The 13,954-nt window shown below is 64.6% G+C and carries 13 protein-coding genes and 1 pseudogene; 13 read left to right on the top strand and 1 reads right to left on the bottom strand.

The window, feature by feature from the left end; genetic code table 11:
• The first annotated feature begins 43 nt into the window (after positions 1-43).
• Together ACIPUD_RS32580 and ACIPUD_RS32575 are read left to right on the top strand one after the other, a co-directional pair.
• Positions 44-1,573, top strand: coding sequence for a malonate--CoA ligase (locus ACIPUD_RS32580; RefSeq protein WP_018459781.1), 1,530 nt, complete (start codon positions 44-46; stop codon positions 1,571-1,573).
• Between the two features lie 28 nt (positions 1,574-1,601).
• Positions 1,602-2,111, top strand: coding sequence for a hypothetical protein (locus tag ACIPUD_RS32575; protein WP_204512880.1), 510 nt, complete (start codon positions 1,602-1,604; stop codon positions 2,109-2,111).
• Here the strand turns inward: ACIPUD_RS32575 and ACIPUD_RS32570 are convergent.
• Positions 2,108-2,968 (bottom strand): sulfite exporter TauE/SafE family protein, encoded by an 861-nt coding sequence (locus ACIPUD_RS32570; protein WP_446482275.1) that lies wholly within the window; start codon positions 2,966-2,968, stop codon positions 2,108-2,110. The two genes, ACIPUD_RS32575 and ACIPUD_RS32570, sit on opposite strands and share 4 nt — an antisense overlap.
• A gap of 516 nt (positions 2,969-3,484) precedes the next feature.
• On the opposite strand from ACIPUD_RS32570, the gene sdhC reads away from it, so the two are divergent.
• The 11 genes and pseudogenes from sdhC to ACIPUD_RS32515 all read left to right on the top strand — a co-directional run.
• Positions 3,485-3,883 carry a succinate dehydrogenase, cytochrome b556 subunit gene (gene sdhC / locus ACIPUD_RS32565; RefSeq protein WP_018459778.1) on the top strand — a complete coding sequence of 133 codons (399 nt, stop codon included), beginning with the start codon at positions 3,485-3,487 and terminating at the stop codon, positions 3,881-3,883.
• A complete protein-coding gene (gene sdhD / locus ACIPUD_RS32560; protein WP_446482274.1) occupies positions 3,880-4,296 on the top strand; it encodes a succinate dehydrogenase, hydrophobic membrane anchor protein in 417 nt (138 codons plus the stop codon). Before sdhC ends, sdhD begins: the two co-directional genes overlap by 4 nt.
• A gap of 4 nt (positions 4,297-4,300) precedes the next feature.
• Positions 4,301-6,136 carry a succinate dehydrogenase flavoprotein subunit gene (gene sdhA, locus ACIPUD_RS32555; RefSeq protein ID WP_377828691.1) on the top strand — a complete coding sequence of 612 codons (1,836 nt, stop codon included), beginning with the start codon at positions 4,301-4,303 and terminating at the stop codon, positions 6,134-6,136.
• A 42-nt stretch (positions 6,137-6,178) separates the two neighbouring features.
• Positions 6,179-6,961, top strand: a complete 783-nt coding sequence (locus ACIPUD_RS32550) for a succinate dehydrogenase iron-sulfur subunit (RefSeq protein ID WP_018459776.1) — start codon at positions 6,179-6,181, stop codon at positions 6,959-6,961.
• Positions 6,962-7,148: 187 nt separating this feature from the next.
• On the top strand, positions 7,149-9,320 hold the full coding sequence (locus ACIPUD_RS32545; protein ID WP_368509005.1) for a hybrid sensor histidine kinase/response regulator: 2,172 nt from the start codon (positions 7,149-7,151) through the stop codon (positions 9,318-9,320).
• A gap of 53 nt (positions 9,321-9,373) precedes the next feature.
• Positions 9,374-11,329, top strand: a complete 1,956-nt coding sequence (locus tag ACIPUD_RS32540) for an ABC transporter ATP-binding protein/permease (protein ID WP_446482273.1) — start codon at positions 9,374-9,376, stop codon at positions 11,327-11,329.
• Positions 11,330-11,456: 127 nt separating this feature from the next.
• The gene (locus ACIPUD_RS32535) at positions 11,457-12,281 is read left to right on the top strand and encodes an FkbM family methyltransferase (protein ID WP_446482272.1); all 825 of its coding nucleotides are present in this window, start codon (positions 11,457-11,459) and stop codon (positions 12,279-12,281) included.
• A gap of 22 nt (positions 12,282-12,303) precedes the next feature.
• A complete protein-coding gene (locus tag ACIPUD_RS32530) occupies positions 12,304-12,690 on the top strand; it encodes a VOC family protein (protein ID WP_446482271.1) in 387 nt (128 codons plus the stop codon).
• 72 nt (positions 12,691-12,762) lie between these two features.
• Complete coding sequence (locus ACIPUD_RS32525) at positions 12,763-13,248, top strand: pyridoxamine 5'-phosphate oxidase family protein (RefSeq protein WP_018459773.1); 486 nt, start codon at positions 12,763-12,765, stop codon at positions 13,246-13,248.
• Positions 13,248-13,490 (top strand): hypothetical protein, encoded by a 243-nt coding sequence (locus ACIPUD_RS32520; protein WP_018459772.1) that lies wholly within the window; start codon positions 13,248-13,250, stop codon positions 13,488-13,490. Before ACIPUD_RS32525 ends, ACIPUD_RS32520 begins: the two co-directional genes overlap by 1 nt.
• Before the next feature lie 185 nt (positions 13,491-13,675).
• Positions 13,676-13,954: pseudogene (locus tag ACIPUD_RS32515) on the top strand (OmpA family protein); the annotation flags it as partial.

Here is a 13,954-nt window from a genome sequence, read left to right as displayed (position 1 = left end):
TGACGATCGTTGCGGTCAAGCCTTGCGGTCGAGGAAATCTTGCATGAACCAAGCTGCCAACGCCAATCTGTTTTCCCGCCTGTTCGACGGCCTCGACGATCCGAAGCGCCTCGCGATCGAGACGCATGACGGGGTCCGCATCAGCTATGGTGATCTGATCGCCCGGGCCGGACAGATGGCCAATGTGCTGGTCGCACGCGGCGTGAAGCCCGGCGACCGCGTTGCGGTGCAGGTCGAGAAGTCCGTGACCAACATCGTGCTGTATTTGGCCACGGTGCGGGCCGGCGCAGTCTATCTGCCGCTCAACACCGCCTATACGCTCAACGAGCTCGACTACTTCATCGGCGATGCCGAGCCCTCGCTGGTGGTCTGCGATCCCGCCAAGGCGGAGGGCCTCGCCCCCATCGCCGCCAAGGTGAAGGCCAAAGTCGAGACGCTCGGGCCTGACGGCAAGGGCTCGCTGACGGACGCCGCCGACAAGACGAGCAGCGAATTCACCACGGTGGCGCGCGCAAACGACGATCTCGCCGCGATCCTCTACACGTCCGGCACCACCGGCCGCTCCAAGGGCGCGATGTTGACCCACGACAATCTGGCGTCGAACTCGCTCTCGCTCGTCGGCTTCTGGCGCTTCACCGACAAGGACGTGCTGATCCACGCACTGCCGATCTACCACACCCACGGCCTGTTCGTGGCGACCAACGTGACGCTGTTTGCGCGGGCATCGATGATCTTCCTGCCGAAGCTCGACCCGGATCTGATCATCAAGCTGATGGCGCGTGCCACGGTGCTGATGGGCGTGCCGACGTTCTATACCCGTCTGCTCCAGAACGCTGCGCTGTCGCGCGAAACCACAAAGCACATGCGGCTGTTCGTCTCGGGCTCGGCGCCGCTGCTCGCCGAAACCCATCGCGAATGGTCGGCGCGCACGGGGCACGCGGTGCTCGAGCGCTACGGCATGACCGAGACCAACATGAACACGTCGAATCCCTATGACGGCGAGCGCGTGCCCGGCGCGGTCGGCTTTCCGCTCCCCGGCGTGTCCGTACGCGTCACCGATCCCGAGACCGGCAAGGAGCTGCCCCGTGACGAAATCGGCATGATCGAGGTCAAGGGCCCGAACGTGTTCAAGGGCTATTGGCGCATGCCGGAGAAGACCAAGGCGGAATTCCGCGACGACGGCTTCTTCATCACCGGCGACCTCGGCAAGATCGACGCCAAGGGTTACGTCCATATTCTCGGCCGCGGCAAGGATCTCGTGATCTCCGGCGGCTTCAATGTCTACCCGAAGGAAATCGAGAGCGAGATCGACGCCATGCCCGGCGTGATCGAATCCGCCGTGATCGGCGTGCCCCACGCTGATTTCGGCGAGGGCGTCACGGCGGTGCTGGTCTGCAACAAGGGCGCCGATGTGACCGAGGCCGCGGTGCTGAAGGCGCTCGACGGCCGGCTGGCCAAGTTCAAGATGCCCAAGCGGGTCTTCGTGGTCGACGAGCTGCCGCGCAACACCATGGGCAAGGTGCAGAAGAACGTGCTGCGGGATACGTACAAGGATCTTTACGCGAAGAAATAGGGGCGCAACTGCTCCGGGCTGGGGGGACATGAACCGAGAGCAAGCTAAGAAGATACACAAGCACCTGCTCGATGCCGCCGCAGCATTCCGGCGAGCGGAGGCCGCGATCGTCGATGTTGGCGATGACGGCCGAAAGCTGTTTGCAGATCCGCTCGTAACGGCGGTTTTCCATTTGCAATTCAAGCTTCTGCGATTGATCTACAAGCGATTTCCGGATCTTGAACCGCCGGGACGGCCTGCCACCATCGACAGCACACTCCGGTGGGAAGACGTTTCACTTCCGTCCTCTGTGCTGGAGACCGATTTGGATCGCGTCATTTTCTCTGTCATGAAGTCGCGATGGCAGAAGTTCGCAATGGTCCTGTACTGCGCGGTTGAGAGGGTCGAAAAGGAAGAAGCGCTAGCGGCTCCCGTCGATTTTGAGGTCTTTGCGGCCCGCATTCAGGCGTTGGTTGAGGCCGACCTCCTGGAGGCGCAAGGCAATCTTCAAATGTGGGGCCACAGCGAAGTGAGATTGAAGGACCGGTCCGTCAATTAGTGCCCACCCACCAGGCTCATCACAAACCTGCTGCCGACGATGAACAGATAGCACCCGAACGCGACTTCCAGCGTCCGCTTCGACATTGCATGCGCAGCCTTCACACCGAGCGGTGCCGTCACAAGGCTCATTGGCATCACCAGGACCGCGCCGATCAGCGAGACGTAACCGAGCGCGAACGGGACCTGCAGGGCTGCAACGGCCGGGTAGCTCACCGCCGCAGGCCAACCGGCATAGATGTAGCCGAGCGCGCCGGGGATCGAGATCAAGACCGCGAGCGCCGACGATGTCGCCACTGCCTGGTGGATCGGGCGGCCGTAGAACGTCATCAGCAGGTTCGAGAACAGGCCACCGCCGATGCCCATCAACGTCGACAAAATGCCGACGCAGAAGCCGTAGATTCGCATCAAGGGGCCCTTCGGCAGATCATCGCCGAGCTTCCAGCTCTCGCGCGCGAAGATCAGCCGTACCGCGGCCGACCAAGCGACGGCGACGAACACGATCTTGAACAGTCGCTCCGGCGCGTAACGCGCGACCACGCTGCCGGCGACGACGCCGATCAGGATCGGCAGCCACCAGACCCGGAGGATCGCAAGATCGACGGCGCCGCGCCTGTAGTGCGCCTGGAACGAACGGATCGAGGTCGGAATGATGACAGCGAGCGAAGTGCCGATGCAGAGCGGCATGCGCACCTCGAGCGGCACACCGGCGATGCGGAAGCACTCGTAGAACACCGGCACCAGAATCGCGCCGCCCCCGATGCCGAACACGCCGGCCAAGAATCCGGAGAGCGCGCCGGTTGCGATCAGCAGCAGCGCGAGCTCGGCGATCTCCTTGATATGAAGTCCTGCAATCACCCCTGATCTGCCCCGGCGATCGCAGCGGCTCCGAGACAAGCGTCCGGACTGGCTGCCCGGAAAGCTGTAGGCGATCTGATTTGTCGGGTCGACCGCCGCATCGCCGGTCGGGGGTGGGATGCAGGTTGCGCATATCCGCCCGTCTCGCGAAAAATCGGTGCGCTTGGCGGAAAATGGCGATTGCTCGCCGACCATCGCTGCCGGTTCGGTGACATGAATTGACTGGTTCGAACCCTGGGCGGCCCGCGGCAGCTTGGAGCCGTTCCAATAGTAATTTCAATGTGCCGCAGCTCTCCCGCAAGAGATGAATTTGTGTTCTGTCTTTAGACGGTGCGCCATCGCCCTGGTATACCAAGCGGACGATTGGCCTTGTTACATCAAGGGCCTAGAGCTGAACTCAAGTTCGGTTTATGGCGATTTGGTGATTGCGCAGGTGAAATCGACTCCGTAAATAGAGCCGACCTTTCGCGATCCCCGCGCGCCCCATGCTGGGCCGCAACAAAGCAATTGAAGCCCATGACCGCACGGATCGAACGACCGCTTTCGCCGCACATTCAGACCTACCGCTGGACCCTGACGATGGCGCTTTCCATCGTCCATCGCGCCACCGGAATTGCCCTCTACGCCGGAACGCTGCTGCTGGCCTGGTGGCTGATTGCGGCGGCCTCCGGCCCCGCCGCCTATAGCCACGTCCAGGCCTTCACCGGCAGCATCATCGGCCGCCTGATCGTGTTCGGCTACACTTGGGCGCTGATGCACCACATGCTCAGCGGCATCCGGCATTTCGTCTGGGACCTCGGCTACGGCTTCAAGGCCAATGAGCGCGAGGCCTTGACCTGGGGCGCCCTGATCGGCGGCATCGTGCTCACGGTCCTCATTTGGATCATCGCCTACGCGATCGGAGGCGGACGATGAGTTTCGACGAATCCCACGGCGCCCCGAAGGGCTCCTCCATGCGCACCCCGCTCGGCCGCGTGCGCAATCTCGGCGCGGCGCATTCGGGCACCTCCGATTTCTGGCGCCAGCGCATCACCGGCGTCGCCATGACGCTGCTGATGATCCCCGTGATCGTGATCGTGATGATGCTGCTTGGCCGCAACCAGGCCGGTGCCGCACAGATCCTCGGCTCGCTGCCGATCGCGGTGATCCTGCTCCTCTTCATCTTCGCCAGCGCCTGGCACATGAAGATCGGCATGCAGGTCGTGATCGAGGACTACATCCATAACGAGAAGCTGAAGCTCACCTCGATCATGCTCAACAACTTCTTCTCGTTCGCCGTGGCGCTCGCCTCGACCTACGCGATCCTGAAACTTTCCTCCGGAGTCTAAACCCATGGCCACAGAGACCAATGGCAAGGGCAACGGCGCTCCCGCCACCAACGGCAAAGCCTATCCGATCGAAGATCACACCTATGATGTCGTCGTGGTCGGCGCCGGCGGCGCAGGCCTGCGCGCCGTGGTCGGCTGCAGCGAAGCCGGTCTTCGTACCGCCTGCATCACCAAAGTGTTTCCGACCCGCTCGCACACCGTCGCGGCGCAGGGCGGCATCTCGGCGTCGCTCGGCAACATGCACAAGGACGACTGGCGCTGGCACATGTACGACACCGTGAAGGGGTCGGACTGGCTGGGCGACCAGGATGCGATCGAATACATGGTGCGCAACGCGCCCGAGGCGGTCTACGAGCTCGAGCATTGGGGCGTGCCGTTCTCGCGCACCGAAGACGGCAAGATCTACCAGCGCCCGTTCGGCGGCATGACCATGGACTACGGCAAGGGCCAGGCGCAGCGCACCTGCGCCGCCGCCGACCGCACCGGCCACGCCATGCTGCACACGATGTACGGCCAGTCGCTGCGTCACGCGGCCGAGTTCTTCATCGAGTTCTTTGCCATCGACCTGATCATGGACGACCAGGGCACCTGCCGCGGCGTTATCGCGCTCAAGCTCGATGACGGCACGCTGCACCGCTTCCGCGCCCAGACCGTGATCCTCGCCACCGGCGGCTATGGCCGCGCCTATGCATCCTGCACCTCGGCGCACACCTGCACCGGCGACGGCGGCGGCATGGTGCTGCGCGCTGGTCTGCCGATGCAGGACATGGAGTTCGTGCAGTTCCACCCGACCGGCATCTACGGTTCGGGCTGTCTCGTCACCGAAGGCGCGCGCGGCGAAGGCGGCTATCTCGTCAACTCCGAGGGCGAGCGCTTCATGGAGCGCTATGCGCCCTCCGCCAAGGATCTGGCCTCGCGTGACGTCGTCTCGCGCGCGATGACCATCGAGATTCGCGAAGGTCGCGGTGTCGGCAAGAAGAAGGACCACATCTTCCTTCATCTCGACCATCTCGATCCCGCGGTGCTGGCCGAACGCCTGCCGGGCATCTCGGAATCCGCAAAGATCTTCGCCAATGTCGACGTGACGCGCGAGCCGATCCCAATTGTGCCGACCGTGCATTACAACATGGGCGGCATCCCGACGAACTATCACGGCGAAGTCCTGACCAAGAAGGACGGCGACGACAACGCCATCATCCCCGGCCTGATGGCGATCGGCGAGGCCGCCTGCGTCTCCGTGCACGGCGCCAACCGCCTCGGCTCCAACTCGCTGATCGACCTCGTCGTGTTCGGACGCGCCGCGGCGCTGCGCCTCGCCGAGAAGCTCACGCCGAACGCCAGCCAGCCGGAATTGCCGACGAATTCGTCCGACCTGGCGCTCGGCCGGCTCGACCACTACCGCTACGCCTCCGGCGGCACGCCGACCGCGAAGCTGCGCGAAGGCATGCAGCACGTCATGCAGAACAATTGCGCGGTGTTCCGCACCGGCGACATCCTGAGCGAAGGCCAGAACCTAATCGAGAAGGTCCATCGCGGCATCATCGACATCGCCGTATCCGACCGCTCGCTGGTGTGGAATTCCGACCTGATCGAGACGCTCGAATTCGACAATCTGATCTCGCAGGCGGTGGTGACGATGAACTCGGCCGCCAACCGCACCGAGAGCCGTGGCGCGCATGCCCGCGAGGACTTCTCCGAGCGCGACGACAAGAACTGGATGAAGCACACGCTGGCCTGGCTGGAAGATTCCGGCAAGGTCAAGATCGAGTACCGCCCCGTTCACGACTACACCATGACCAACGACGTCCAGTACATCCCGCCCAAAGCTCGCGTTTACTAAACGGCGCGCGTGTACTGAGCGAACAGCGAAAGCTTTATCGAAATGGTTGAATTCGCACTTCCGAAGAACTCCAAGATATCAGGCGGCAAGACCTGGCCGAAGCCCGCGGGCGCGACTGAGGTCCGTGAATTCCGCGTCTATCGCTGGAATCCGGACGACGGCAAGACTCCGAGCGTCGACACCTATTACGTCGACACTCATGATTGCGGGCCGATGGTGCTGGACGGCCTGATCTGGATCAAGAACAACATCGACCCGTCGCTGACCTTCCGCCGCTCCTGCCGCGAAGGCGTCTGCGGCTCCTGCGCGATGAACATCGACGGCCAGAACACCCTGGCCTGCACCCGCTCGATGCACGACGTGAAGGACGGCGCGGTGAAGATCAATCCGCTGCCGCACCAGCCTGTCGTGAAGGACCTCATCCCCGACCTCACCAATTTCTACGCGCAGTACGCTTCGGTCGAGCCGTGGCTGAAGACGACCTCGCCGACGCCGCAGAAGGAATGGAAGCAGAGCCACGAAGACCGCGAGAAGCTCGACGGCCTCTATGAATGCATCCTCTGCGCCTGCTGCTCGACGTCTTGCCCGAGCTATTGGTGGAACAGCGAGCGCTACCTCGGTCCCGCCGCGCTGCTCCAGGCCAACCGCTGGGTATCGGATTCGCGGGATGAGGCGACCGGCGAGCGGCTCGACAATCTCGAGGACCCGTTCCGCCTCTATCGCTGCCACACCATCATGAACTGCGCCAAGGCCTGCCCGAAGGGCCTCAACCCGGCGGAAGCCATCGCCGAGCTCAAGCTCAAGATGGTCGAGCGCCAGATCTAGGCGTCATTCATGCTGCGATCCCCGGCCGGCACGGCCGGGGCATTCTACGGCGGGCGCATCTTCCAGTAGATTTTACCTCAGCCCTACGCGGCAAGCCGGCGGGTTGCAACCTCTGATTCCCGCCACAAGCCGCTTTCTTCCCGGCGCGAAATTCAAGTAAGCTCACCGGCGTGGGACCGGAGCGACCGTGCAGGGCGCACAACGCAATTCGCTGAGATTGCTGCAGTGGATGATGGCTGCGTCCCTGGCGCTGCCGATTGCGCTGTTCGCGATCGCCGCCTCGATCTCCTACACCTCGACGAAAGATATCGCCGACCGCGAGATCGAGCGCACCCTCGATGTCGCGCATGAGCATGCGCTCAAGGTGTTCGAGACCATCGACCGCAGCCTCGCCGAGATCAACGAGGTGGTGCGCGGCATGCCCGACGACATCATCCGCTCGCGCGAACCGGGCCTGCACCGCCGCCTGAAGCAACTGTCCGATTCGCTGCCGCAGCTCAAATCGGCCTGGATCTTCGATGCGGACGGAAAGTCGCTGGTCAACAGCCTGGCATCGCCGCCGCCGGCGCAGAGCTTTGCGGACCGTGATTACTTTGCCGCCCATGTCGACCAGACCATCGGCAGCTACATCGGCGTTCCCCTGACGCCGCGCCAGCCCTATCAGGGCGCGCGCTTCTTCGGGGTCAGCCGCCGCCGCGGCTCCGACGACGGCAGCTTCATCGGCGTGATCCAGGCCTCCGTCCTGCCGGAATATTTCGAGAGCTTTTATGCCCGGATCGGCTCCGACCCCGGCAGCTTCCTCGCCATGGGACGCACCGACGGCGTGGTGCTGGCGCATCTTCCGCGGCTGGATCGCGACCTCAGGCTCGATCCTAACGGGCCGGTCGGCCGCAGCATCGCAGCTCACCCCGAGCATGGCCTCATCACCATTGCCTGGCCATCGGACGAGGTCGAGCGCCGCATCGGCTACCGACGCATCGCCGAATACCCGATCTATGTCAGCGCGGGGTTGGAGACCTCGGCGATCCGCGCGCGCTGGTTCGCCACCATGGGCCAGCATCTGGTGTTCGGCATTCCCGCCACCGCGCTGCTGTTTCTGCTGCTGGCGTTCGCGTTCCGGCGCACCCAGCATCTCCAGGCCGAGGCCGCCGCGCGGCGCGAAGCCGAGGAGGCGCTCAAGCACAGCCAGCGCCTTGAGGCGCTCGGCCAGCTCACCGGCGGCGTCGCTCACGACTTCAACAACCTCCTGACCGTGATTCGCGCCTCGGTCGACCTGCTGAACCGGCCGCAGCTGAGCGAGGAGCGGCGCCAGCGCTACATCACCGCCATCGCGGACGCGGTCGGGCGCGCAGCCAAGCTGACATCGCAGCTGCTCGCCTTCGCGCGCCGCCAGACCTTGAAGCCGGAGGTGTTCGACGTCGGCGCGCGGTTGCAGTCGCTGCACGACATGCTCGCGACGCTGCTCGGACCCGCGATCGAAATCGCGATGCGGCTGCCGGCCGAGCCCTGCCTCGTCAATGCCGATGCAAGCCAGTTCGAGACGGCGTTGATCAACATGGCGACCAATGCGCGCGATGCCATGCACGGCAAGGGCAGGATCGTCTTCAACGTCGAGGCCGCAGCGACCATTGCGGACACGCGGGCTCCCGTCTCGGGCAGCCCTGATCTTTCAGGCGGCCATGACCTTGCTGGCAAACACGGTTTCGTCGGCATTGCCGTCAGCGACACCGGCATCGGCATTCCGGCTACGCGGCTCGAGCGCATCTTCGAACCGTTCTTCACCACCAAGCAGATCGGCCACGGCACCGGTCTCGGCCTGTCGCAGGTGTTCGGCTTTGCCCGGCAGTCCGGCGGCGAGGTGACAGTCACCAGCGAGGTCGGCCACGGCAGCACCTTCTCGCTCTACCTGCCGCGCGTGGCGCCGGATTTGCTGCCGCAGCGGCAGGCACCGAATACGGCCCCGGCCGTGGCCGGCAGCGGCATGTCGGTGCTGCTGGTCGAGGACAATATCGAACTCGCCAATTTCGCGGCCGACGGCCTCACCGAGCTCGGCTACAGCGTCACGCTGATCGACAACGCAACCGATGCACTCGCCGAGCTGGTCATGGATGCCGATCGCTTCGATGTCGTTTTCTCGGACATCGTGATGCCCGGCATGACCGGGCTCGATCTCGCGCAGGCGGTCCGCGACCGCGGCATCGGCGTGCCGGTCGTGCTGACCACCGGCTACAGCGAGGCGCTGTCCCAGGACGGCAAGGTCGATTTCGAGCTCGTGCAGAAGCCCTACGCGATCGATCAGCTATCGCGCGTGCTGCACCGGGTCGCGCGGCGCCGGGTGCGCGACGGCGCCGCCGAGTGAGCTGACGCCCGGAACCTACGGGAACCTTTTGATTTAGCTTGCGTTATCCGGCCATGCAAAAGCCGGTCAGAAAACGCGAATCGGGCAAGAAGCCGCCCATCGTCGAAATCATCGGCGAGACCGGCGGGGAAGTGGCTCCGCCGCCGCCCGAGCTGGTCGAGCCCGACCCGGAGCTGTCGCCTGAAGAGGCCGAGCAGGCCCGCAAGGACTATCTCCTCACCCGCTTCTGGATCAGCGCGCACGGCTTCTGGGGCGGCAACGGCGACCGGCTTGCGTGGCTCTACTCCGTCGGCCTCGGCCTGCTGATCGTCCTCACCGTCGGCTTCCAATACGGCATCAATGTCTGGAATCGGGCGATCTTCGACGCGATCGAGAAGCGCGAGGCGTCCACCGTCTTCCATCTCACCGCGGTATTCTTCCCGCTCGCGATCGGCAGCATCGTGCTCGGCGTGGCACAAGTGTTCGCGCGCATGGGCATCCAGCGGCGCTGGCGGGCGTGGCTGACGGCAAGCGTGCTGACGCGCTGGCTTGGCAACGGCCGCTATTACCAGCTCAATCTCGTCAGCGGCGACCACAAGAATCCGGAATACCGGATCGCGGAGGATCTGCGCGTCGCGACCGATTCTCCGGTGGATTTTCTCGCCGGCGTGACGTCCGCGCTGCTGTCGGCCGTGACCTTCATCGTCGTGCTCTGGACCATCGGCGGCGCGCTCACCGTCACCCTTGCGGGATCGTCGGTGACCATTCCCGGCTTCCTGGTGATCGCCGCGATGCTCTATGCGGGAATCGCATCGGGCTCGATCCTGGTGATCGGCCGCCAATTCGTGCAGGTCTCCGAGGACAAGAACCAGGCTGAGGCCGATTTCCGCTACACGCTGACGCGCGTGCGCGAGAACGGCGAGAGCATCGCGCTGCTCGGCGGCGAGGAGGAGGAGCGCGACGGCATCGACCGCAATTTCACCAACGTGCTGCGGCAATGGGCGCGGCTCGCGGGTCAGCACATGCGCACCACGCTGGTGTCGCAGGGATCGAGCCTCGTTGCGCCGGTCGTGCCGCTTCTGCTGTGCGCGCCGAAATTCCTCGACGGCAGCATGACGCTGGGTCAGGTGATGCAGGCGGCTTCCGCCTTCACCATCGTGCAGAGCGCGTTCGGCTGGTTGGTCGACAATTATCCGCGGCTCGCCGACTGGAATGCCTGCGCTCGCCGCGTCGCCTCGCTGATGATGTCGCTCGACGGCCTCGAGCGCGCCGAGCTGGGCGACGGCTTCGGCCGCATCAAGCGCGGCGAGACCAGCAATGACGCCATGCTGGAGCTGAAGGATCTCTCCGTCACGCTCGATGACGGCACCGCCGTGGTCGGCGAGACCGAGGTGGTGATCGAGCGTGGCGAGCGGCTGCTGGTGGCCGGCGAATCCGGCACCGGCAAGAGCACGCTGGTGCGCGCCATCGCCGGGCTCTGGCCATGGGGTGGCGGCAGCGTCAATTTCCATCCCGACCGGCGGCTGTTCATGCTGCCACAGCGACCCTACGTGCCGTCGGGCTCCTTGCGTCGTGCCGTCGCCTATCCCGGCGCGGAAGACGATTGGACGGTCGAGGAGATCGGCGAGGCCCTGCACAAGGTCGGCCTCGAGCATCTCAAGGAGAAGATCGAGGAAGAAGCACCCTGGGACCAGACGCTGTCCGGCGGCGAGAAGCAGCGCCTCGCCTTCGCGCGGTTGTTGCTGCACAACCCGGATATCGTCGTGCTCGACGAGGCGACCTCGGCGCTCGACGAGAAGAGCCAGGACAAGATGATGAAGATGATCACCGACGAACTGCCGAAGGCCACCATCGTCAGCGTCGCGCATCGTGTCGAGCTGGAAGCCTTCCACAGCCGCAAGATCGTGCTGGAGCGCCGCAAGGGCGGCGCAAAACTCGTCAGCGATATCGACCTGATCCCGCGCAAGGGCAAGCGCAAGCTGCTCGGCCGCTTCCTGCGCCAGCGCAAGGCGCCGAAAAAGGCGGCGTGAGGGGCGGTCTCTTTTCTTCGTCGTCCCGGCGAAGGCCGGGACGACCCAGAGATTGTTGCCCGGATCGAGCGTTGGAGTCCCCGGCAAAACCGGCTATGCATGCGCCGCTTGCAACGAGGACTTTGACTTGGCGACCGATAATGCCCCTTCGTCCGCGCCGTTCGGCGCGTTTGCGCCGAACGCGGCGCAGGCCGCGATCATTCGCCTCGCGACACAATCGGGGCTGAAGCGCGGCGCGTTCCGGCCGTGGCTGTCGCGATTGGTGAACCTGCTGCGCGGTGGCCCCATCGACATGCATTACCAGGGCGCATCGTTCCGCTTCTATCACCAGGGCAGCGCCACCGAGCGCGGCGCGCTGTTCAATCCCGATTACAATCTCGACGAGCTCGACTTCCTGCGCCAGCACACCCCGGAGGGCGGCGTGTTCGTCGACATCGGCGCCAATGTCGGCACCTTCGCGCTGGTGATGGCGCGACAGGTCGGGCCATCAGGCAAAGTGATCGCCATCGAGCCGCATCCGATGACGTTTGGACGGCTGTCGTTCAACCAGGCCGCGTCGAAAGCGACGCAGGTGCGCCTGGTGCAGGCGGCCGCCGGCGACAGCGACGGCGAGCTGATGATCGAGAGCGGCGGCGGCAATCTCGGTGCCACGCATGTCGTCACTGGCACGGCCAGCGCGGAGGCCATCAAGGTGCCCTCGCTGCGGTTGACGCGCATCCTCGGCGAGGCCGGCGTCACCAAGGTGGACGCGCTGAAGATCGACGTCGAGGGCTTCGAGGATCGCGTTTTGATCGGCTTCTTCCGCGACGCGCCGCAATCGCTATGGCCGCGCGCGGTGGTAATCGAGCATTTGTCGCAAAAGGAATGGCGGGACGATTGTATCGCCGACATGGTCGCGCGCGGTTTCGTGGTTGCGCGCAAGACGCGGAGCAATACGTTCCTGTCGCGCTGACGACGAACAACGGAGGTTACGAATGATCGACCATATGGGCTTCCCGGTCTCCGACTATGAGCGCGCCAAGGCGTTCTACGCCAAGGCATTGGCGCCGCTCGGCTACAGCCTGATCATGGAGGTCACGCAGGAGCAGACTGGACACGATCCAGCCGCCGGCTTCGGCGCCGACGGCAAGCTGGATTTCTGGATCGGCGGCGAGGGCGCGCTGAACAAGCCGGTGCATGTCGCAATTCTGGCGAAGGACCGCGCCACGGTGGACGCGTTCTACAAGGCGGCGATTGCAGCGGGCGGGCGCGACAACGGGCCGCCGGGCATCCGGGCGCATTACCATCCGACCTATTACGGCGCCTTCGTGCTCGACCCTGATGGACACAACATCGAGGCGGTTTGCCACGCGCCGGAATAGATAAGTTCCATCCTTCGGCCGGAACCTCGTTCCGCGCGCGCCGTTGTCGTCCCTTGCAAGAAGGAGCACGACATGGCCAACGACAATGCCCGCGACGTCGACCGCGTATGGGATCTGATGAAGACGATCGGATTCGCGATGCTGGTGACGCGCGATGGCGACAAGCTCCGCGCGCGGCCGATGAGCGCCTATCTCGACCGCAACGCGAACACGATTTATTTCCTCACCGACGCGCGGCGTCACAAGGACGAGGAGATCGCGCGCAATCCGTCCATCAACCTGTCGTTCGCAGATGCCGGCAGCCAGAAATACGTGTCGCTGACGGGCACCGCAATGATCTCCAATGACCGTGCCAAGATCAAGGAGCTGTTCTCGACGCCGGCCAAGGCGTGGTGGGACTCTGCGGAAGATCCGAACATCCGCGTGCTCAAGGTCACGCCTGACGATGCCGAGTTCTGGGACTCGCCCGGCACCGTGATTTCCTATGTGAAGATGGCGGCCGCGGCGGTGACGAACACGCGCCCCGATCTCGGCGACAACCGCAAGGTCTCTATGTAATGCCGATCGAGCCGCCCGAGATACCGCCGTCGACGCCCGGTACGCCCACCGAACCGCCGCCGGGGATTCCGCCGAGCAATCCGCAGCCTGAAATCGCACCGCCGGTGCGCGAGCCCGGCTCGCCAGCGCCGCCCGACGAATTGCCGGGCCGCATGCCTGAAGAGATTCCATCACGCGGACCGAACGGACCGCTCACGCCGAATCCCGCGACGGATGCAAGTCCGCCGCGGGATCGCGCATGAGGCGACGCATCACATCCGAGGCAATTGCAACCTGCGTCTGAATGCGCAATGAACGTCACCATAGTGAGGTGATTTGCGTGCAGAAATAAATCGGGCCGCGTCCGCTTCGTCCGCCACAATCCGGCCTAACGCGTAGCTGTTCATCCGAACACTTCGTCAAAGAACCTTCCGGGGAAGTTCACCACATGACCAACCTTCGTTTCGTGCTGCTTGCCACCACGGCTCTGACCGCGATGCAATTCGCAAGCTCCGCATCGCATGCACAAGGCGCGCCGCCGCTTGTCGTCGCGCAGGCGCAGCCACAAGAGACCGGCCCTGACGGAAAACCGAAGCAGCCGCCGAAGGGACCACCAGCGGCCGCGCCGCCTGCGGCGCCCGCGCGCCCGGCCGCACCGCCGCCCGCAGCTGCACCTCCCCATCCGCCGGCAGCGCCTCCGCCGGCTGCGGCACCGCCGCGCCCAGCA

Source organism: Bradyrhizobium sp. CAR08, assembly GCF_052871955.1.
This window is presented reverse-complemented; position numbering and strand designations above follow the sequence as displayed.